We start from the raw sequence: 19,418 nt of genomic DNA on the forward strand, positions 1-19,418 counted from the left end.
TCAGTTCCCCTCCCCCAGCGTCGGCAGCGGAAGGGCCGGCTCGCTGCTCGGGCTCTCGGTCCGGGGTGCCCGGCTCGGCGTCCCCGGTCGCGGCGTCCCCGGGGTGGGGGCCCCGGTGGGCGGAGTCCCCGTGGTGGGGGTCCCGGCGCCGGACACCGCGGCTCCGGAGCCGCGACCCGCCGCCGTGTCCGGGCAGGGCGCCGGCTGCGGGCCGGGGACCGTGGGCGTCGCGGCGAGGGCGCGCGCCCCCTCCTCGTCGTCAAGGCCGTCGAACGGCCCCTCCTCCTTCACCGGCGCCATGACGCAGTCGAAGCCGTCGGCGGCGATGACGGTGACGTAGGCGTTGAGGTAGTCGCCCTTGATCGCCTTGAGCGCCTCGTCGGTGAACGGGTAGGTCAGCAGGATCTCCAGGGACTTCGGCAGGTCGCGGCCGGAGTCGGCGAGCTTGCGCAGGACGACCGCCAGAGAGCGCAGGTTCGCGGCCGTGTCCTCCTTGCTGGCGTTGATCGTCTTGACGGCGACGTCCGAGAGCCTCTCCAGCCGGCGCAGCATCTCGACGAGCAGACCGCGCTGCTCTTCCAGCACCTTCAGGCCGGGCGACAGGTCGTCCAGGACGGTCCCGACCTGCCCGTTGCGGGCCCTGACCGTGGACGACAACCGGTTCAGCCCGTCGAGCGCGTTCACGATCGACTGCCGGTTCCGGTTGAGCGTGCCGGTGAAGGTGGCGAGGTTCCGCAGCGCGGACCGGACCTTGTCCTCGCGCCCGTTGAGCGCCTGGTTCAGTTCCCGGTTGATGGTCCGGATCTGCGGGAGCCCGCCGCCCGACAGCAGCAGTGACAGCGCGCCGAACACCTCCTCGGTGTCGGCGTTGCGCGTCGTCCGGGACGCCGGGATCACGGCGCCGTCGGCGAGCCGCTGCGGGGACGGCGCCGTCGTCGGCGCGGCGAGCCTGACGTACTTCTCCCCCAGCAGGCTCGACTGCTCCAGGTTGGCGGTCGCGTTCGCGGGCAGGTGCACGTCACCGTTCACGGCGAGCGTCACCTCCGCCTGCCACGCCCCCTTCGGCAGCGACACCTTCTTCACCCGCCCGACCGGGACGTCGTTGACACGGACGGCGGCCTGCGGGACCAGGTTCAGCACGTCCTCGAACCGCACCTTCACCGTGTAGGGGTGGTCGCCGAGGTCGGCGCCGCCGGGCAGCGGGACGTCCTCCAGCCGCACCGAGCAGCCCGCCGTGAGGACGACGCCGGCGGCGAGGGCCGCGACGAGCTTGTGCGTGCGCATCAGCGGTCCGCCTTCCCGCCGGTGCCGGCGTAGATCTTGCCCGCGGGCGGCAGCGGCAGCGCCGGCAGGCCGGTCTCCCGGGTCGGCGCCACCGCGACCAGCCCGCCCCTCTTCAGCCGGTCGCACTGCTCGCGGAGCGTCCGCGTGGCGGACGCCGCCGCGGCGCACACCGGCCGCTGGTCGGCGGCGATCGGGTCGACGCCCGGCTGGTCCAGGCTGCCGAACGCCTTGGTGATCTCCAGGAGGTCGCCGCGCGCCATCAGCGTCCGGGTCTTCGGGTCGTAGGCGCTCAGGGCGTTCTGCGTCACGAGCGGCGCGGTGTCGATGAGCTCGGCGAGGGACGCCCGCTGGTCGACCAGGACCTGGGTGACGTCCGAGAGCTTGCCGACGTTCCGTGCCAGCGCCGCGCGGTTGTCCTGGATGAACCCCTTCACCTCGGCGAGCGCCAGCGCGAGGTTGCGCAGGGCCGCGCCGAGCTCGTCGCGGTCGGCGGCGAGGAACCCGCTCACCTCGGCGAGCTGGTTCTCGGCGAGGCGGATCCGCCCGTCGTTGGCGCGGAGCATCTCGCTGAACTTGTTGAGGTTGGCGACCGTCGCGTACAGGTCGCCGCTGTTGTCGGCGAGCGTCTGCGACGCCTTGCCGAGGTCGGAGATCATGGTGTTGAGCGCCTGCCCGTTGCCGCCGAGGTTGGCGGCGCCGACCCGGATGACGTCCGACAGGGCGCCCTGCGCGTTCAGCCCCCGCGGGCCGAGGTCGCCCGAGATCTTCCGGACCGCGGCGTAGAGCTGGTCGAGTTCCAGCGGGGTCGCGGTGTTGCTCACATCGATGGACGCGCCGTCGGCCATCTTCGGGCCGCCGTCGTAGGCGGGGTCGAGCTGGATGTACCGGTCCGACACCAGGTTCGGCGCGATGACGATGGCGCGGGCGCCGGCGGGGACGTCGACGTCGTCGTCCACCCGCATCTCGACCCTGACCCTGTCGCCGAGCGGTTCGACGGAGTCGATCGAGCCGACCTTCACGCCGAGGACGCGGATGTCGGAGCCGGGGTAGACGCCGATCGCGGTGGCGAAGTACGCGGTGATCCGGTGCGTCGGCCCGCCGCCCAGGAAGGGGACCAGCGCGATCACGACCAGCAGGACGAAGACCGTGATGAGCGCTTGCACCACCCGCGTCCGGTGGTCGCGGATCGGCGAGCCGAGCTTCGGCAGCCTCACCGGGCGCGTCGAGGGGGACGCCATGTCACCGTCCTCCCGTCAGGTGCGGCGGCTTGCAGCGGTCCGGGTCCTCCGGTTGCCACCTGCCGTTCACCAGGTACTCCTCGGGGACGGTCCCGCACAGGTAGCCGTCCACCCAGCGGCCGTTGCCCGTCGCGTTGCCGAGGACGCGGATGTAGGGCGTGGCCGTCGTCAGCACGCGCTCCAGGTTCTTCTGGTTGCGTTGGAGGACGCCGACGACCCGCTCCAGGGACGCGAGCGTCGGGCCCAGCGTGCGGCGGTTGTCGTCGACGAGGCCGACCAGCTCCGTGCCGAGCCGCTGTGTGCCGACGAGCAGCGCGTGGATGGCGTCGCGGCGCCGGCGCAGCTCGCCGAGCAGCAGGTTGCCGTCCTTGAAGAGCGTCTCGAACTGGGAGTTCTGCGCGGCGATCGTGCCGGACAGCTGCTTGGTCCCGGCGAGCAGGCGGGACAGCTCGGCATCCCGCGACGCGATCGTGGAGGACAGCGCCGACAGGCCGTGCAACGCGACCCGGACGTCGGCCGGGGTGTCCTCGAACGTCGTGGAGATCGTCTCCAGGCTCTGCGCGAGCCTGGTCGTGTCGAGCTGCTCGAACGTCCGGCCGAGGTCCTGGAACGCCGTCGTGACGTCGTAGGGGGCCACGGTCCGGTCGAGCGGGATCGGCTCCTTCGGGTTCTGCCTGCGGTAGCCGAGCGGGTCCAGCTGGAGGTACTTCGACCCCAGCAGCGTCTTGATCATGATGGTGGCGCGGGTCGCGTTCCCGACCCAGGTGTCCTTCACCCGGAACGTGACCTTGACCTTGTTCCCCTTGAGCGAGACGCCGGTGACCTTGCCGACCTTCACCCCGGCGACGCGGACCTCCTGGCCGGGGTTCAGCCCGGCGGCCTCGGAGAAGTACGCGCTGTAGGTCGTCCCGCCGCCGACGAGCGGCAGCCGGTCGGCGCGGTAGGCGAGCGTGCCGAGGACGAGCAGGATCACGATGCCGACGACCGCCACCCCGATCGGGTCGCGGTCGCGCAGCGGCTTCAGCCGCGGCCGGCCCCGCTTCGGGCGCGGCAGGGCGCGCGGCAGCGGCGGAGGCGGCCCGCCCGCCGGGGGGACGGGGGGCGGGCCGCCGGGGGGCGGGGTCGGGGGCGTCATCCGCGGCACCTCGCGTCCTTGATGGGCAGGCCGGTCGGCGGCGGCTGGTTCGACAGGTCGGAGCCCGCGTAGCTGACGCCGATCAACTTCACCTCGCACTGGTAGAAGTTCACCCACGAGCCGTAGGAGGCCAGGCGGCCGAAGGTCGCCATCTTCCCGGGCGAGCGCTGGAGGAAGCGCGTCAGCAGCGGCTCGTCGCGGTTGAGGTTGTCGCTGAGCCGGCCGAGCTGGACGATGTCGTCCTTCAGCGGGTCCCGCGTGACCTGGAGCAGCCCGGCGGTGGCGGTGGTCAGGTCGGCGACCGACCCGAGCGCCCGGCCGATCGGGACGCGGTCGGTGGCGAGGCCGGAGGTGAACCGGCGCAGCGTGGTGACCAGGTCGACGAGCTGCCCGTCCCGCCCGTTGATGGTCTGGACGACGCTGTCGAGGTTCGCGATGAGCTGGCCGATCACCTTGTCCTTGGCGGCGAGCGTGCTCGACAGCTCCCCGACGGTGCGCAGCAGGCTCTCCACGGTGCCGCTCTCGCCCTGGAGCACCTTGACGACCGACTCCGAGAGCTTGTTGGCGTCCCCGGGCGACAGCGCCTGCATGAGCGGCTGGAACCCCTGGAACAGCTGGGTGAGGTTGAGCGTCCCGGCGGTGTGCTCGACCGGGATCGTCCCGCCGGGCCTCAGCACCTCGCCGGGCGAGCCGGTGCCCTGCCCGAGGGAGACGTACCGTCCGCCGACCAGGTTCAGGTACTTGACGGCGGCGGTCGCCGACGCGGGGATCCGCCGGTCCCGGTCGACGGAGATCTTCACCCGGGCGAGCCGGCGGTCGCTCACCTCGATCTCCTCGACCTGGCCGACCTCGACGCCCGCGATCCGCACGCCGTGCCCCGGATGGAGCCCGGCCACGTCGGTGAACTTGGCGTAGTAGGTGACGCGGTCGCCGCTGGTGGCGCCGGTGATGCTGGACGCCAGCAGCGCGGTCGCCAGCACCGTGACCACGATGAAGATCAGCGAGCTGACGAGGGGGAAGCCCATGCCCTTGATCCCCTGACCGGTGAGCCTCACTTCACCGTCACCTCCGTGCCCCGGTAGATCGGCCCGACCAGCACGCTGGACCAGTCCGGCAACTCCTCGGGGACCTCGTCCAGCGGCGCCCCGGCGAGCTCGTTGACCAGGTCGTTCTCCGCCGCCGAGTTCGCGGGGCCGAGGCCGCTGCCGGCCGCGCCGCCCTGGCCGGGCGCGCCGCCTGCGGGCAGCACCCGCACCCCGTCCCCGGTCCCGAGGTAGGGGACGCCCGGGCAGCGCGGCCCGCCGCCGCCGTCGTAGCGGGGGGCGTCCTTGCCCGGGACGTAGCGGCCCTTGCTCGTGACCGGCACGACCACGCCGTGGACGCCGTGCTCGTTCGTGCCCTTGCCGAGGACCTTGTTCATCGTCGGGATGAAGCCGGCGAGCGCGCGGAACGTGCAGGGCGCGGCCGGGGCGTAGCGGCGCATCAGGTCCAGGCTCCCCCGGCTCTCGGTCGCCAGCGCGATGATGTTGCCGGAGTTGGCGCGCAGGAAGTCCTCGAGGTCGGCGGACGATCCCGACACCGCGTCGTACAGGGTCGCGAGGGCGGTGCGCTCGTCGACGATCGTCCGGCTGGTGACCGTGAAGTCCGTGAGCGCCTGAAGCAGGTCGGGCGCCGCGTCGGAGGCGTGCTGGGTGAACGCCGCCAGCTCCCGGAGGTTGCGGGCGAGCGCCGGCACCTCCGGGTTGAGCCTGGTCAGGAACGCGTCGAGCTGCTCGAAGTTGCGGCCGATCTGGTCGCCGCGCCCTTCCAGCGCCCGCGCCATGGCGTTCAGCGTCGCCGAGAGCTTCGCCGGCTGGATGGTGTCGAGCAGGTCCATCGTGTGGTTGAGGACCTCCGACAGCTCCACCGCGTTCTGGCTGCGGTCCTCGGAGATCACGTCACCGTCGGTGATCGGCCGTCCCGCCGACCCGGGCGGCGGGACCAGCGAGACGAACCGGGCGCCGAACACCGTCGTCGGCAGCAGCCGCGCCTGGACGTCCGCCGGGATCCGGTCGGTCATCCCCGGTTTCAGGGCCAGCTCCAGCTTCGCGCCGGCCCCGTCCGCCGTGATGGACCGGACCTCGCCGACGACGACGCCGCGGACCTTCACGTCCGCCATCGCGTGCATCTCGTGCCCGGCCGTCGAGGTGCGCAGCGTCACCATCGTCGCGTCGGTGAACTGCTTGTCGTAGATCGCGATCGACAACCAGACCAGCAGCGCCGGGACGAGCAGGAACGCCACCCCGGTGAGGCGCTGCCCGACCACGTGCCGGGTGGTTCGCCGGGCCATGTCAGCTCCACCCCATGTCAGATCCACCCATGTCAGTTCGGCCCATGTCAGCCCGTCACCTTCACGGTGGTCGTGGCGCCCCAGATGGCGAGGCTGGCGAAGAAGTCCGTCACGCTGATCAGCACGATCGCGGTACGGACCGCGCGGCCGACGGCGACGCCCACGCCGGCGGGGCCGCCGACCGCGCGGTAGCCGTAGTAGCAGTGCGCGAGCACCACCATCACGCTGAAGATCAGCACCTTGGCGAACGAGAGCAGCACGTCCTCCGGGGCGAGGAAGATGTCGAAGTAGTGGTCGTAGGTACCGGCCGACTGCCCGTTGAACCAGAGCGTCACCTGTCTGGAGGCCAGATAGGAGCTGAGCAGCCCGATGCCGTACAGCGGGACGATCGCGACGGTCCCCGCGATGATCCGGGTGGTGACCAGGTAGGGCACCGACTGGATGCCCATGCCCTCCAGCGCGTCGATCTCCTCGTTGATCCGCATCGCGCCGAGCTGCGCGGTGAACCCGGCGCCGACCGTCGCCGACAGCGCCAGCCCGGACACCAGGGGGGCGATCTCGCGGGTGTTGAAGTACGCCGACACGAAGCCGGTGAACGCCGCCGACCCGATCTGGTCGAGCGCGGCGTAGCCGGACAGGCCGACGACGACGCCCGTGAACACCGTCATGCCGATCATCACGCCGACGGTGCCGCCGATGACGGCGAGCGCGCCGCTGCCGAACGCGACCTCGCCGAGCAGCCGCAGCGACTCGCGCAGGTAGCGGCGCATCGCGCGCGGCGTCCACAGCAGCGCCCGGACGTAGAAGCCGAGCTGGTCGCCGGGCTGGTCCAGCCAGGAGACCAGACTCACCGGGCGGAGGCGGCGACCCCCGGGAACCGCCATGTCACGCTCCCTTCGGGGGGACGACCTGCAGGTAGATGGCGGTCAGCACGAGGTTGACGAAGAACAGCATCAGGAACGTGATGACGACCGACTGGTTGACCGCGTCCCCGACGCCCTTCGGGCCGGGGTTCGGGTTCAGGCCGCGGTAGGCGGCCACCACGCCGGCGATGAATCCGAAGATCAGCGCTTTGAACTCGCCGATGTACAGGTCGGGCAGCTGCGCGAGCGCGGAGAACGAGGCGAGGTAGGCGCCGGGCGTCCCGTCCTGCAGCAGCACGTTGAAGAAGTAGCCGCCCGCGACCCCGACAACCGAGACCAGGCCGTTCAGCAGCACCGCGACCGCCATGCAGGCGAGGACGCGCGGGACCACGAGGCGCTGGATGGGCGAGACGCCCATCACCTCCATCGCGTCCATCTCCTCGCGGATCGTCCGGGAGCCGAGGTCCGCGCAGATCGCCGACCCGGCCGCACCGGAGATCAGCAGCGCCACGATCAGCGGGCTGGCCTGCTGCACGACGGCGAGGACGCTCGCCCCGCCGGTGAGCGACTGCGCGCCGAGCTGCTTGGCCAGCGACCCGACCTGGAGCGAGATGACCGCGCCGAACGGGATGGACACGAGCGCGGTCGGCAGGATCGACACCGACGCGATGAACCAGAACTGCTGGACCAGCTCGCGGAGCTGGAACGGGCGCCGGAACGACAGCGCCAGTACCGTCGCGGCGAGCGCGAAGAGCCGCCCGGTCTGGCGCAGTGCGCCGGCGCCGGGAACGGCGGAATCAGGTGCCGCCACGCGCGTCTCCTTCCTCGGGCACGCGCGCGTCGCCACGCGGTGCGGTCGGCTCGTCGGTTCGAGGGCGGTCAGTTCGCATCGGGGACGCCGCCCTCCGGCGCGTGCCTGCGGTTGGCGTAGATCGCCTGCTGCGCCCGGTGGGAGAGGCGCGGCATCATCTCGTCGAGGCGCCGCGCGTGCCGCAGCTCGCCCTGCCGGGGCGGCGTCCCGGGTGTGGGGCGCAGTTGCGGCGGGATCTCCAGGGTGCGCTGGAGGGGCGCGGGGCCGGCGGCTTCGGCGGCGAGCAGCGCGGCGTCCTTCTCCTCCGACATGCCGATCGGTCCGCGCGTGTCGCCGTGCAGGAACTGCAGGACGGCCGGTTCGTCGCTGGTCAGCAGCGCCTCGCGGGGGCCGAACGCGATGAGGTCGCGGCGGTACAGCATGCCGATGTTGTCCGGGACGGTCGCGGCGATGTCGATGTTGTGCGTGACGATCAGCATCGTCGCGTCGATCCGCGCGTTGACGTCGATCAGCAGCTGGGAGATGTGCGCCGTGCGGACGGGGTCCAGGCCGGAGTCGGGCTCGTCGCACAGGATGATCTCCGGGTCGAGGACGAGCGCCCGGGCGAGGCCGGCGCGCTTGCGCATGCCGCCGGAGATCTGGCCGGGCAGTTTGCGCTCCTCGCCGACGAGGCCGACCATCTCCATCCGCTCCATCACGATCCGCCGGATCTCGGACTCCTTCTTGCGGGTGTGCTCGCGGAGCGGGAACGCGATGTTGTCGTACAGCGGCAGCGAGCCGAAGAGCGCGCCGTCCTGGAACATCAGCCCGAACCGCTTGCGCGCCTCGAACACCTCGCGGTCGCGGTCGTTGACCATGTCGACGCCGCCGATCAGGACGCGGCCCTCCTCCGGCTTGAGCAGCCCGACGAGCGACTTGAGGAAGACGGTCTTGCCGGTGCCGGAGGGGCCCAGCAGCACGCTCACCTCACCGGGCGGAAGAGTGAGCGTGACATCACGCCAGATCGTCTGCCGGCCGAAGACTTTCGTCAGCCCCTCGACGACCACTTCAATTCCCACGACACCACCGCTCGCGCTAGGAAGAGAGGTTTCGAGGACATTACGGCGCAGTAGACGCAGCATTCAATAGGAGATCGCGAGCTCTTCGGCACAATTCGGTAAATGGCCTCAGAAATTTGTCACCGACTTAGCCCTCTCCCGCTCCGAAACCGTCACCGGTTGACTACCAGCCAGTAACTTGAGGCCGGCCGACGGCACGCCTGCCCCTACGGGCAAAGAGTTTCATCACCGGCCCAGCAACCGAACGCCGTTCTTGTCACATCACGCGCAAAGATGCGCCGCCGTGCGGGCGATCGAACCGCAGACCCTTGCCACCGCCGACTGGCGACTTTATGTTCACGGTGTTATCGATTTCATTCCAGGGTGTTCGCCTCCCGTCCGGCACACCCCATCCAGCGCCGCCGCCAGGACGGCGCCACGGCGCCCGGCCGGCTCGATGTGGAGGTTCGCTTTCCCATGTCGCAGGCATTAGATTTGTCTGAACACGACCGGAGTCAGACTGACTTCCAGGAATTCCTCGGCCTGCTGCGCGCGGAACTGTCCGACGTCACGAACGAGATCGTCACCGAGATCAAGCGGAGCATCCCGGAGTACGACCGGCCCGATCCCGCCTACGACCAGACCCTCCGGCTCTGCGCCGACATCCTGCTGCCGACCTTCCTGGACCGGATCTCCGATCCGGACGCCTCCACCGACCAGCGCGACGAGACCTGCCGCGCCCTCGGCCGCTTCGAGGCCATCGAGGGGCGCAGCCTCGACCACCTCCAGGCCGCGGCCCGGATCGCCTTCCACGTCGCGTGGCGCCGGACGGCCGTCCTCGCCGAGCGCGCTCAGGTCCCCACCTTCGTCGTGTCCGCCGCGGTCGACGCCATGCTCGTCTACCTCGAGGAATCCGTCGCCCAGGCCCGCCTCGGCTACCAGCAGGCCACCGGGCACGCCGACCTGCGCCGCCGCGAGGAGCGGCGCCGGCTGCTGCATCTGATCCTGCAGCGGCCCGCCGTCGTCCCCGAGGCCATCGAGGACCTCGCCAAGTCCACCGGCTGGTGGCCGCTGCCGGCCGAGGCCACCCTCGTCGCCGTCCACCCCGAGGCGCCCTGCACCCGCTCCGCGCTCGACACCGACATCCTCACCGACTTCGACTCGGCGGAACCGTGCCTGCTCGTCCCCGGGCCGCTCACCGCCGACCGGCGGAACATGCTGCGCGCCGCGCTGCCGGACGCCAGCTGCGTCCTCGGCCTCACCCTGCCGCTGGAACGGGCCGCCCACTCGCTGCGCTGGGCCCGCCGCGTCCTCGACCTCGCCGAGGAGGGCATCATCCCGGACGGCTCCCTCATCCCCTGCGAGGACCACCTGATGACCATGTGGCTGCTGTCCGATCCGCCGCTGGTCGAGGAGCTCACCCGCCGGCACCTGGAACCCCTGCAGGACGTGTCGGACGGGCAGCGCAAGCGCCTCGTCGAGACGCTCACCGAATCCGTCACCACCCGGGCGACCGCCGTCGACATCGGGGAGCGTCTGAAGATCCACCCGCAGACCGTCCGGTACCGGCTCCGCCAGCTGGAGGGCTACCTCGGCGACAGCCTGGAGAACCCGGACGCCCGGTTCTCCCTCGACGCCACCCTCCGCGCCGCGAGTCTGTACCGTCGCCGGCGCGCCCGCCGGGGCCAGCCCGGCGTACGGTGACCGGGATCCGCCAGGGGCGCGGGTGACGTTCGGGTCACAGGGAGTGCGGCGGGCCGTTATCCTGACCTCCTGGTTACCGGTTCCTGACGGAAAGTCGAAGGGGTCCATGCCGACGTCGACCTGGTTCCGCCTCAACGTCGCCAAGCGCGAACGCGTGCTCGAAGTGGCGATGCGCGAGTTCGGAGAACACGGGTACTCGACCGGCAGCCTCAACACCATCGCGCGCGAGGCCGGCATCGCCAAGGGCTCGCTGTTCCAGTACTTCAGCGACAAGCTGGAGTTCTTCGCGTTCGTGTGCGACGAGGCGTCGCGCCGCATCCGCGAGGAGATGGAGCGCCGCATCGAGCGGATCGACTTCGACCAGCCCTTCGACGAGTGGCTGGTCGACGTCCTCTGCGACTGGACCGAGTACATGGCCGACCACCCGCTGGAGCGCGGCGTCACCGCGGCCACCAACTTCGAGCTCGACAACGGCGTCCGGTCCGTCGTCCGCGACACCGCCAACCAGCACTACCTGCTCGTCATCCACCCGACGCTGGAGCTGTGGAAGGCGCAGGGCGCCATCGGCGACGACGCCGACCTCGAGGTCCTCGCCACCTGGCTGATGATGATCCTGCCGTTCCTCGCGCTCGCTCCGTACTACGACGGCCTCGACCCGATCCACGACCTGCGCGGCCGCACCCCGGCCCAGCAGCGCCCGGTGATCCGCCAGCTCGTCGCGGGCTTCCGCCCGATGTTCTCCCCCGGCAAGTGAGCCCGACGGGCCCTCAGGGCTGCCTGGCGTAGTCGTAGACGGTGCTCCGGGAGACCCCGGCAGGTCGGCCTCGGCTCGGCCGTGGGCGTTGGGGTGGGAGGGAACGCGGATGGAACACTGTGCGCATGACTCTCGGGACGATCGTGCTGACCGGCGCCGCCGGACGGGTCGGCACCGCACTGCGGGCGCCGCTGCGCGATGAGGCGGAGCGGCTCGTACTGGCCGATCTCGCGCCGATGCGCGTCGAGGCGCCGAACGAGGTCGTGCACCGCGGCGACCTCTCCGACGCGGCGCGGATCGTGCGGGGCGCGGACGCGATCGTCCACCTGGCCGGCGTCCCGGACGAGGCGCCGTTCCCCGACCTGGTCGAGGGCAACATCCTCGGCGCCCAGCGGATCCTGGAGGCCGCCCGCGTGGCCGGGGTGCCGCGCGTCGTCCTCGCCAGCAGCAACCGGCTGACCGGCTGCTACCCGTCCACCGAGACCGTGACGCCCGCCATGCCGCCGCGGCCCGACGGCCTGTACGGGGTCAGCAAGGTCGCGGTCGAGGCGCTCGGCCGGCTCTACGCCGACAAGTTCGGCATGGACGTGGTGTGCCTGCGCATCGGCAGCCTCGAACCGCGCCCGACCGAGCCGCGCCACCTCGCGACCTGGCTGAGCCACCGCGACTGCGCGGGCTTCGTCCTCGCGGCGCTGACCGTCCCGTCGCCGGGGTTCCTCGCGGCGTACGCGGTGTCGGCCAACGCGCGCCGGTTCTGGGAGCTCGACGAGCGGCTCGGCTACGCGCCCCACGACGACGCCGCCTCCTACGGCATCCCCGACACGTTCGTCGGCGACGGCGTTCCGCAGGGCGGCGACTTCGCGTCCGCCCAGTTCACGCTGCGCCATCTGGAGGGATCCGCGGAAAACGAGTGACGCTCGGGTCACGAAGGGTGCGGCAGGCCCACCCCGGTCCAGCAGCGCCCAGTGATCCGCCGGCTCGCCGCGGCGCCCGTCAGTCCTCGATCTCGGCGACCAGGATGTCCATGTGGCGGGCCGCCATGCGGGCGGGGGGCGGCAGTTCGGCGGCGTCGGCGGCCGTCAGCACGCGCGGACGGCCGAGCCGGCGGACGCGGCCGAGCCGTTCCACGCCGCCGCGGCCCTCGGCGAGCAGGTTGCGGACCCAGTCGGCGTCCCGCCCGTACGGCAGCCCGACGATGAGCCGGTCGCCGCTGCGGAACGCGGTCACCGGCGTCCGGTACTCGCGCCCCGACCTGCGGCCCCGGTGGACGATCATGGCGAAGGGCGGGAGGTAGGGCGCGTAGACGCCCTGCACGCGGTTCGTGACGGCTTTGTTGAACCGGGCGACCGATCTCGGCATCAGCGGTTTCACCATGCCTCCTGAGTAGCACGGCCTCCCGCCCTCGCGCGCGGTCAGCGGGTGAGGACGAACTCCTCCGGTCTGGCCTTGCGGGAGCCGGCCCAGAACTCGAACGTGTGGCCCGGCCAGAGGGTGCGGTTGACGCCCTGGTCGTCGAGGTACCAGCTGTTGCAGCCGCCCTCGTTCCAGACGGCGCGGCGCAGCCGCCGCTGGAGGCGGTCGTTGAAGCGGCGCGCGGCCTCCGGCTTCGGCTCGATGGTGTCGGCGCCGGCCTCCTGCATCAGGCGCAGGCAGCTCAGCACGTGCTGGATCTGCACCTCGATCATGAAGACGACGGAGTTGTGGCCGAGGCCGGTGTTCGGGCCGAGCAGCATGAAGAAGTTCGGCAGCCCGGGGATCGTCGTGCCGCGGTGCGCCTCGATGCCGTCCGCCCAGATCTCCTGGAGCTTGACGCCGTCGCGGCCGGTGACGCGCAGGTCGGTGAGGGCGTCGGTCACCTTGAAGCCGGTGCCGTAGATGATGCAGTCGACCTCGTACTCGCGCCCGTCCTCGGTGACGATCGAGTTCTCCCGCACCTCGGCGATCCCGGAGGTCTCCACCTCGACGCCGGGGCGCGCGAGCGCCGGATAGTAGTCGTTGGACAGCAGGATCCGCTTGCAGCCGATCGTGTAGTCCGGCGTCACCTTGGCGCGCAGGACCGGGTCGGCGACCTGGCGGGCGATGTGCCGGCGGGCGATCTTCTCCTGCGGGGCGGACAGCCGCGGGTCGATCGTGAAGCCGACGGCGCGGGCCTCCAGCGCCCAGTAGATTCCGCCGCGGAACGCGCGGGCGGCGCCCGGCACCTTCCCGAACAGGGCGCGGACCGGCGCGGGGATGGACACGTCGGGCTTGGGCTGGATCCACGGCGGGGTCCGCTGGAAGACGACGAGCTCGCCCGCCTGCTCGGCGACCTTCGGCACGAACTGGATCGCGGAGGCGCCCGTGCCGATGACGGCGACGCGCTTGCCGGTGAGGTCGTAGGAGTGGTCCCACTCGGCGGAGTGGAACGCCGTCCCCCGGAACCGCTCGACGCCCGGCAGGTCCGGGTAGGACGGGACGTGCAGCGCGCCGATGCCGGACACGACGGCCTTCGGGGTGAGGACCGTCCCGTCGGCGAGCGTCACCTTCCAGCGGCGGGCGTCGTCGTCGTACTCCATGGCGTCGACCGCCGCACCGAAGCGGATGTGCTCGCGCACCCCGTACCTGTCGGCGGTGCGCTCCATGTAGGCGCGGATCTCCGGCTGCGGCGCGAACATCCGCGTCCAGCCCGGGTTCAGCTCGAAGGAGAAGGAGTACATGTGCGACGGGACGTCGCAGGCGCAGCCCGGATAGGTGTTGTCGTGCCAGGTCCCGCCGAGCGCTTCGCTCTTCTCCAGCACGACGAAGTCGTCGAAGCCGGACTGCTTGAGCCGGATCGCCATGCCGAGGCCGGCGAAGCCGGAGCCGATGATGACGATCGCGGGGGCGCGGTCGCTCATGACCCCTCCTCTCAGTTAACCTACTCGCAGTAAGTTACCGGGAGTAGGTTACTGACGGTAGGTCCAACAGAGGAGATTTCCTGTGAGTGGCGCCACACCCCCGCCCCGCCGCCGGATGTCGCGCCCCGAGCGCGAGCGGCAGATGCTGGACGTGGCGGAGCGGGTGTTCGGCGAGCGCGGCTACCAGGCCGCCTCCATGGACGAGATCGCCGAGCGCTGCGGGGTCTCCAAGCCGATGCTCTACGAGTACTTCGGCTCCAAGGACGGCCTGCTCGTGGCGTGCGTGACCCGGTCCAAGGCCGAGCTGTTCGACGTCACCCAGAAGGCGATGGCGGGCGCCACCACCCCGGAGGACATCCTGTCGCGCGGGATGGTCGCCTACTTCCGCTTCATCGACGAGCACAGCAGGTCGTTCGCGATGCTGCTGCGCGAGCCGATGGCCGCCGCCCCGGAGGCCATCCGGGCCATCGACGAGACCCGGCGGCAGCAGAGCGGGCTCATCGCCGGCGTGCTCGGCACGTTCGCCCCGTCAGCCCCCGCCGGGACGATCGAGGCGTACACGCAGATCATCATGGGCGCGAGCGAGCGGATGGCGCTGTGGCAGACGGGCCGTCCCGACGTGTCGGCGGAGGACGCGGCCCGCTACATGACCGACTTCTGCTGGAACGGCCTCAGCCCTTACCTGGCGCCCGCCGGGGAAGCGCGTCCAGGGCCCCGATGAGCAGGTCGAGGCCGAACTCGAAGTCGGCCTCGGCGTCGAAGTCGGCCAGCGCCGGGCCGTAGGCGATCACGTGCGGGAACTCGTCCGGGTCGAGGCGCGTCCACGACTCGGCCCCCGTCTCGGCGAGGTGCCCCAGCATCTTCGCCATGCCGATCTCGCGCATCTGGGCGCCGAGGGCGTAGGCGATGAGCGCCCGCATGATGCGCACGGCCGTCTCGCCGTCGAACCCGGCCGCGTCGGCGAGGGCCAGGGCGCGCTCGGCCGGCCGCAGCCCCACCGGCGTGTCGACCTTGTGGGTGAGGACGATCGACATGCAGCGCGGGTTGTCGTGGGCGACCTTCCGGAACGCCCGGACCAGCGCACGCGCACGTTCCTGCCATGACTCGGCCGGGTCGTCGGGCAGTTCCAGCCCCGCGACGACGTGCTCGGCCACACCCTCCAGCAGGGCGCCCTTGTTCGGGACGTGGTTGTAGAGCGACATCACGGCGACGTCCAGCTCGGCGGCGACCCGGCGCATCGACAGGCCGTCCGCGCCCTCCCGCTCGATCAGGTCGACCGCCGCCTCCACGATGCGCGCGCGGGTCAGCCCCGGTCGCGGAGTGTCGGAGGTCACACGCCTCGCCATCGCTTCCCGCTCCCCTCGCCGTTGACACCCGTAAGTGTCCCATGACACGGTACGTACATTGTACGTAGGACGTACAGCGTACGTCTGCGCTCGGGGAGGACGCCCATGTCGACCCACGACCTGTACACCGACTCCGTCCCGTCCGACGCCTGGACCGTGCCGATGACCGGCGACGCCAGGTTCACCTGGGAGTACGACGACGGGCGCGACCGTCTCCTCGCCCTCTACCAGAAGGGCAAGGACAAGCAGTGGGACTCGGTCAAGCGCATCGACTGGGACCTTGAGGTCGACCCGCACGACGTCCTCGGCGTCCCCGACCAGTCCCTCGCCATCTACGGCACGAAGTACTGGGACATGCTGTCCGAGAAGGAGCGCGGGGAGCTGCGGCGGCACTCCACGTCCTGGCAGTTCTCCCAGTTCATGCACGGCGAGCAGGGCGCGATGGTCACCGCCGCCCGCATCGTCGAGTCGGTGCCCGACCTCGACTCCAAGTTCTACTCGGCCACCCAGACGATGGACGAGGCCCGCCACGTCGAGCTGTTCACGCGGTTCCTGCACGAGAAGGTCGGGATGGTCTACCCGATCAACACCAAGCTGCAGGACCTGCTGAACGAGACCCTCACCGACTCGCGCTGGGACATGCCCTACCTCGGCATGCAGGTCCTCATCGAGGGCCTCGCGCTCGCCGCGTTCGGCGTCATCCGCGACATCACCACCAAGCCGCTGCCCAAGCAGATCCTCGCCTACGTCATGCAGGACGAGGCGCGCCACGTCGCGTTCGGGCGGCTGGCGCTGCGCGACTACTACAAGCAGCTCTCGCCGGCGGAGCTCCGCGAGCGCGAGGAGTTCGTCATCGAGGGCTGCTACCTGATGCGCGACCGCATCCGCGGCCGGGAGATCTGGACCAACTTCGGCATCGACCCGAAGGAGGTCGACGAGATGGTCGAGAACTCGCCCTACATGCGGATGTTCCAGAGCCTGCTGTTCAGCCGCATCGTGCCCTGCGTGAAGGACATCGGGCTGTGGAGCGACCGCATCCGGCGCGCCTATGACGACATGGGCGTCCTGGACATGTCCAAGGCCGACCTCGACGCGCTCATGCACCAGGACGAGGAGATCGCCGAGAAGGTCGACGCCGAGCGGTTCGCCGCCGAGGAGACCGCCCGCAGAGCGGAGGTGGACGCCGTCATCGCCGACGCGGCGGCGGCGGGCTGAGTAACGTTCAGATCATTCGATCCGCCGCACACCTCGGAGGTCTGGATGCCCCTCGCGCACTTCGACGGAGCGCTCGCCGTCGTCACCGGAGCCGGCAGCGGAATCGGCCGGGCCGTCGCCCTCGCCCTGGCGGGGAACGGGGCCGCCGTCGTCGCCGCGGACATCGACCTGCCCGCCGCCGAGCGCACGATCGCCCTCGCCAAGACGCTCGGCGCGGGCGGCACCGCCTACGAGGTGGACGTGGCGGACGAGGCCGCGATGGAGGACTTCGCCGCGCAGGTGAAGGAGACCCACCGCGTCCCCGACATCGTCGTCAACAACGCCGGCATCGCGGTCACCGGCCCCTTCCTCGACACCGGCGTGGAGGACTGGGAGCGCATCCTCGGCGTGAACCTGTGGGGCGTCGTCCACGGCTGCCGGCTGTTCGGCCGCCAGATGCGCGACCGGGTGGACGCGCTGCCCAACAAGCCCGACAAGCCGAACTTCGGCGGCCACATCGTCAACATCGCCTCGGCCGCCGCGTTCGCGCCGTGGCGCGCCATGCCCGCCTACTGCACGACGAAGTCCGCCGTCCTCATGCTCAGCGAGTGCCTGCGCGCCGAGTTGGCCGGCTCGCGCATCGGCGTCACGGCCGTCTGCCCCGGTTTCGTCAGCACCAGCATCGTCGACAACGCGATACACCTGGAGGGCGACGAGGCGGCCCGCGCCCGCCTGCGCGAGCGCGGCCAGCGGGCCATCAGGCTGCGCAACTACCCGCCGGAGAAGGTCGCCGAGCGGGTCGTCAACGCCATCATCAAGAACAAGCCCGTCGTGCCCGTCAACGCCGAGGGGCACCTCCTGCACGCCCTTTCCCGGGTGTCCCCCGCCTCCCTGCGCCTGCTGGCCAGGATTCCCGCCCGGGGTTAGCGTCCGCCCGACGGGCGCGGCCCCCGACTCTCCCCGCGGTGAGAGGAGAAGGATCGATGCCCCCCGACGTCCTGCTGAGCGACGGCCGCCCCCGGAACTGGACGGCCCGGATCCGGTGCGCGGACGGCGACCACGCGCTGGAGCTGACCCATCGCGAGGTGGTCGCCGAGCGGCTGCTGCGCGCGTCCCGCAAGCACTCCTTCGACCCGGACGTGGACGTCGACTGGGACGCTCCGCAGGACCCGGACGTCTTCTACTTCCCGCCCCAGCTCGCGTCGCTCTACGAGACGCCGCTGTGGGACGGGCTGACGCACCGGCAGCGGGTGGAACTGACCAAGCGGGAGATGTGCAGCATCGCCTCCTTCGGCATCTGGTCGGAGATGCTGCTGATGCGGTCGCTCGTGATGCACGCCTACCGGCACCGCTACGACAGCGACCACGTGGCGTACGCGCTGACGGAGATCGCGGACGAGTGCCGGCACTCGACGATGTTCGCCCGGATGGTGCGCACGTGCGGGCTGCGCACGCACCGGCCCCGGGCGCTGGAGTTCCACCTCGCCAAGCTGTTCGGCGCCGTCTACGACCCGGTGCCGATGTTCGCCGGAACGCTGATCGTGGAGGAGTTCACCGACGCGTTCCAGCGGCTGACCTTCCCGGACGAGGACGTCCAGCCGGTGATCCGCCAGGTCACCCGCATCCACGTGGTCGAGGAGGCGCGGCACATCCGGTACGCGCGGGAGGAGCTGAAGCGGCTGGTCGCGGAGATCCCGGCGGTCCGGCGGCGGGCGGCGGCCTACGGGATGGCGCAGGCGACGCGGCTGACGACCGCGCAGCTCGTGCACCCGTCCTGCTACACGGCGGTGGGGCTGGATCCGGGGCTGGCGCGGCGCGTGGCGGCCCGCAGCCCGCACCGGCGCGCGACGATGGCGTGGTCGTTCCGGAAATGCACCGCGTTCCTGGGCGAGGTGGGTTTCCTGGACGGCCGGGCGCGCGACGTATGGATCCGGGCGGGGCTGCTGGAGCGTTGACCGTTACATCGGGCGGCCATTTGTCTCGACGTCGAACCGATTATTAGAAAATGGTTCGCCAATGGCGGGGAACTGGACTCGGCTAGAGCATGCGAAAGGGCCGCGGAGCAGGGACCACTCCGCGGCCCTGAGGCGAGTACGGGCAGCTCAGCCTGGGTTTCCTACACCCAGGACACTCCCAGCGATGGCATGGTCACGATGTCGACCCCCTCCTCCCCAGGCATCGCCGCGCGCCGATCATCCTGCCTGGCACGGGAGCCCGACCGGCGCGCTCCCTCCCCTTTACCGGTTCACCATAGAAGGTGCCGGCGAAAATGACGCCGTGCTCGGCCGATTCAGGTCAGGAATGACTTAGCGCGGCGAGGACTTCACGGGCGGCGGCGGTGGCGGTGTCGAGACAGGCGCGCTCCCGGGCGTCCGCGGGGCCCCTGCGCGGCGCCTGCTCGCTGTAGCTGACGGTGAAGACCGCGTTGCGGACCCGGGCCGTGACCTGCCCGACCACGGTCGGCTGGCCCTCGTCGGTCTTGAACCAGCGGTACGCCTCGTCCCCGAGGCCGCCCTTGCGCTCCAGGGTGACGGTCCGCACGAGCGGGGCGTCGTGCGCCTGGGCCCACTGCGCGTCGTAGTAGCCCTCGGCGTCCTGGACGGGGGTCGCGGTGTCGCCCGGCGCGTACAGGTGCGCCTCCACGCGCAGCCAGCGGAACGCCGAGCCGGTCGAGGAGTACGTGCACGTGGTGAGCGTCGAGTTCGCGCTCTGCCGCCGCGCCGCCTTCGGCACGGCCCGCTCGACCGTGGCCGGCCGCGCCGGGCAGATCTTGACGGCCGGGACGTCGAAGTGCTCGCCGTGGTACTCGAAGTACCCGCCGGCGCTCAGCCCCCGCACGATGTCGAT

19 protein-coding genes are annotated in these 19,418 nt (G+C 71.2%); 7 read left to right on the forward strand and 12 right to left on the reverse strand.

Features of this window, described 5'->3' with window-relative positions; genetic code table 11:
• The 8 genes from ABWI04_RS05860 to ABWI04_RS05895 form a co-directional block, all read right to left on the reverse strand.
• Positions 1 to 1,284: an MCE family protein gene (locus ABWI04_RS05860; protein ID WP_353831682.1), complete on the reverse strand. Its 1,284-nt coding sequence runs from the start codon at positions 1,282 to 1,284 to the stop codon at positions 1 to 3.
• Complete coding sequence (locus tag ABWI04_RS05865) at positions 1,284 to 2,522, reverse strand: MCE family protein (RefSeq protein ID WP_353831683.1); 1,239 nt, start codon at positions 2,520 to 2,522, stop codon at positions 1,284 to 1,286. The genes ABWI04_RS05860 and ABWI04_RS05865 overlap by 1 nt, the downstream gene beginning before the upstream one ends.
• 1 nt (position 2,523) lies before the next feature.
• On the reverse strand, positions 2,524 to 3,657 hold the full coding sequence (locus ABWI04_RS05870; protein WP_353831684.1) for an MCE family protein: 1,134 nt from the start codon (positions 3,655 to 3,657) through the stop codon (positions 2,524 to 2,526).
• Positions 3,654 to 4,712, reverse strand: coding sequence for an MCE family protein (locus tag ABWI04_RS05875; RefSeq protein WP_345187406.1), 1,059 nt, complete (start codon positions 4,710 to 4,712; stop codon positions 3,654 to 3,656). Before ABWI04_RS05875 ends, ABWI04_RS05870 begins: the two co-directional genes overlap by 4 nt.
• On the reverse strand, positions 4,709 to 5,986 hold the full coding sequence (locus ABWI04_RS05880; RefSeq protein WP_345187409.1) for an MCE family protein: 1,278 nt from the start codon (positions 5,984 to 5,986) through the stop codon (positions 4,709 to 4,711). The genes ABWI04_RS05875 and ABWI04_RS05880 overlap by 4 nt, the downstream gene beginning before the upstream one ends.
• A gap of 47 nt (positions 5,987 to 6,033) precedes the next feature.
• Positions 6,034 to 6,870: an MlaE family ABC transporter permease gene (locus ABWI04_RS05885; RefSeq protein ID WP_345187411.1), complete on the reverse strand. Its 837-nt coding sequence runs from the start codon at positions 6,868 to 6,870 to the stop codon at positions 6,034 to 6,036.
• Position 6,871: 1 nt separating this feature from the next.
• Positions 6,872 to 7,660 carry an MlaE family ABC transporter permease gene (locus tag ABWI04_RS05890; protein WP_179846517.1) on the reverse strand — a complete coding sequence of 263 codons (789 nt, stop codon included), beginning with the start codon at positions 7,658 to 7,660 and terminating at the stop codon, positions 6,872 to 6,874.
• Between the two features lie 68 nt (positions 7,661 to 7,728).
• The gene (locus ABWI04_RS05895; RefSeq protein WP_345187415.1) at positions 7,729 to 8,718 is read right to left on the reverse strand and encodes an ABC transporter ATP-binding protein; all 990 of its coding nucleotides are present in this window, start codon (positions 8,716 to 8,718) and stop codon (positions 7,729 to 7,731) included.
• A 474-nt stretch (positions 8,719 to 9,192) separates the two neighbouring features.
• Between ABWI04_RS05895 and ABWI04_RS05900 the strand changes: the two genes are divergently transcribed.
• From ABWI04_RS05900 to ABWI04_RS05910, 3 genes are all read left to right on the forward strand, one after another.
• Positions 9,193 to 10,401, forward strand: a complete 1,209-nt coding sequence (locus ABWI04_RS05900) for a PucR family transcriptional regulator (protein WP_353831685.1) — start codon at positions 9,193 to 9,195, stop codon at positions 10,399 to 10,401.
• 106 nt (positions 10,402 to 10,507) lie between these two features.
• A complete protein-coding gene (locus tag ABWI04_RS05905; protein WP_345187420.1) occupies positions 10,508 to 11,155 on the forward strand; it encodes a TetR/AcrR family transcriptional regulator in 648 nt (215 codons plus the stop codon).
• Between the two features lie 125 nt (positions 11,156 to 11,280).
• Positions 11,281 to 12,069 carry an NAD-dependent epimerase/dehydratase family protein gene (locus ABWI04_RS05910; RefSeq protein ID WP_353831686.1) on the forward strand — a complete coding sequence of 263 codons (789 nt, stop codon included), beginning with the start codon at positions 11,281 to 11,283 and terminating at the stop codon, positions 12,067 to 12,069.
• A 79-nt stretch (positions 12,070 to 12,148) separates the two neighbouring features.
• Here ABWI04_RS05910 and ABWI04_RS05915 read toward each other — a convergent pair whose 3' ends face one another.
• Positions 12,149 to 12,529 (reverse strand): nitroreductase family deazaflavin-dependent oxidoreductase, encoded by a 381-nt coding sequence (locus tag ABWI04_RS05915; RefSeq protein ID WP_345187426.1) that lies wholly within the window; start codon positions 12,527 to 12,529, stop codon positions 12,149 to 12,151.
• A 38-nt stretch (positions 12,530 to 12,567) separates the two neighbouring features.
• Positions 12,568 to 14,031, reverse strand: a complete 1,464-nt coding sequence (locus ABWI04_RS05920; RefSeq protein ID WP_353831687.1) for a flavin-containing monooxygenase — start codon at positions 14,029 to 14,031, stop codon at positions 12,568 to 12,570.
• A gap of 82 nt (positions 14,032 to 14,113) precedes the next feature.
• Between ABWI04_RS05920 and ABWI04_RS05925 the strand changes: the two genes are divergently transcribed.
• Positions 14,114 to 14,752, forward strand: a complete 639-nt coding sequence (locus tag ABWI04_RS05925) for a TetR/AcrR family transcriptional regulator (RefSeq protein WP_353831688.1) — start codon at positions 14,114 to 14,116, stop codon at positions 14,750 to 14,752.
• Here ABWI04_RS05925 and ABWI04_RS05930 read toward each other — a convergent pair.
• Entirely contained in the window at positions 14,703 to 15,377 is a 675-nt protein-coding gene (locus ABWI04_RS05930) for a TetR/AcrR family transcriptional regulator (protein WP_345187432.1), read from the reverse strand. The two genes, ABWI04_RS05925 and ABWI04_RS05930, sit on opposite strands and share 50 nt — an antisense overlap.
• Before the next feature lie 105 nt (positions 15,378 to 15,482).
• Between ABWI04_RS05930 and ABWI04_RS05935 the strand changes: the two genes are divergently transcribed.
• The 3 genes from ABWI04_RS05935 to ABWI04_RS05945 are packed head-to-tail and all read left to right on the forward strand — an operon-like array spanning position 15,483 to position 18,526.
• A complete protein-coding gene (locus tag ABWI04_RS05935) occupies positions 15,483 to 16,592 on the forward strand; it encodes a ferritin-like domain-containing protein (protein WP_345187434.1) in 1,110 nt (369 codons plus the stop codon).
• 45 nt (positions 16,593 to 16,637) lie between these two features.
• Positions 16,638 to 17,498, forward strand: a complete 861-nt coding sequence (locus ABWI04_RS05940; protein ID WP_353831689.1) for an SDR family NAD(P)-dependent oxidoreductase — start codon at positions 16,638 to 16,640, stop codon at positions 17,496 to 17,498.
• Between the two features lie 56 nt (positions 17,499 to 17,554).
• Positions 17,555 to 18,526 carry an AurF N-oxygenase family protein gene (locus tag ABWI04_RS05945; RefSeq protein ID WP_353831690.1) on the forward strand — a complete coding sequence of 324 codons (972 nt, stop codon included), beginning with the start codon at positions 17,555 to 17,557 and terminating at the stop codon, positions 18,524 to 18,526.
• Between the two features lie 340 nt (positions 18,527 to 18,866).
• Here ABWI04_RS05945 and ABWI04_RS05950 read toward each other — a convergent pair.
• Positions 18,867 to 19,418: hypothetical protein (locus tag ABWI04_RS05950; protein WP_353831691.1), on the reverse strand; the 552-nt coding region annotated here is incomplete at its 5' end.

Source organism: Actinomadura sp. NPDC000929 (assembly GCF_040492065.1).
Taxonomy (GTDB): domain Bacteria; phylum Actinomycetota; class Actinomycetes; order Streptosporangiales; family Streptosporangiaceae; genus Spirillospora; species Spirillospora verrucosospora.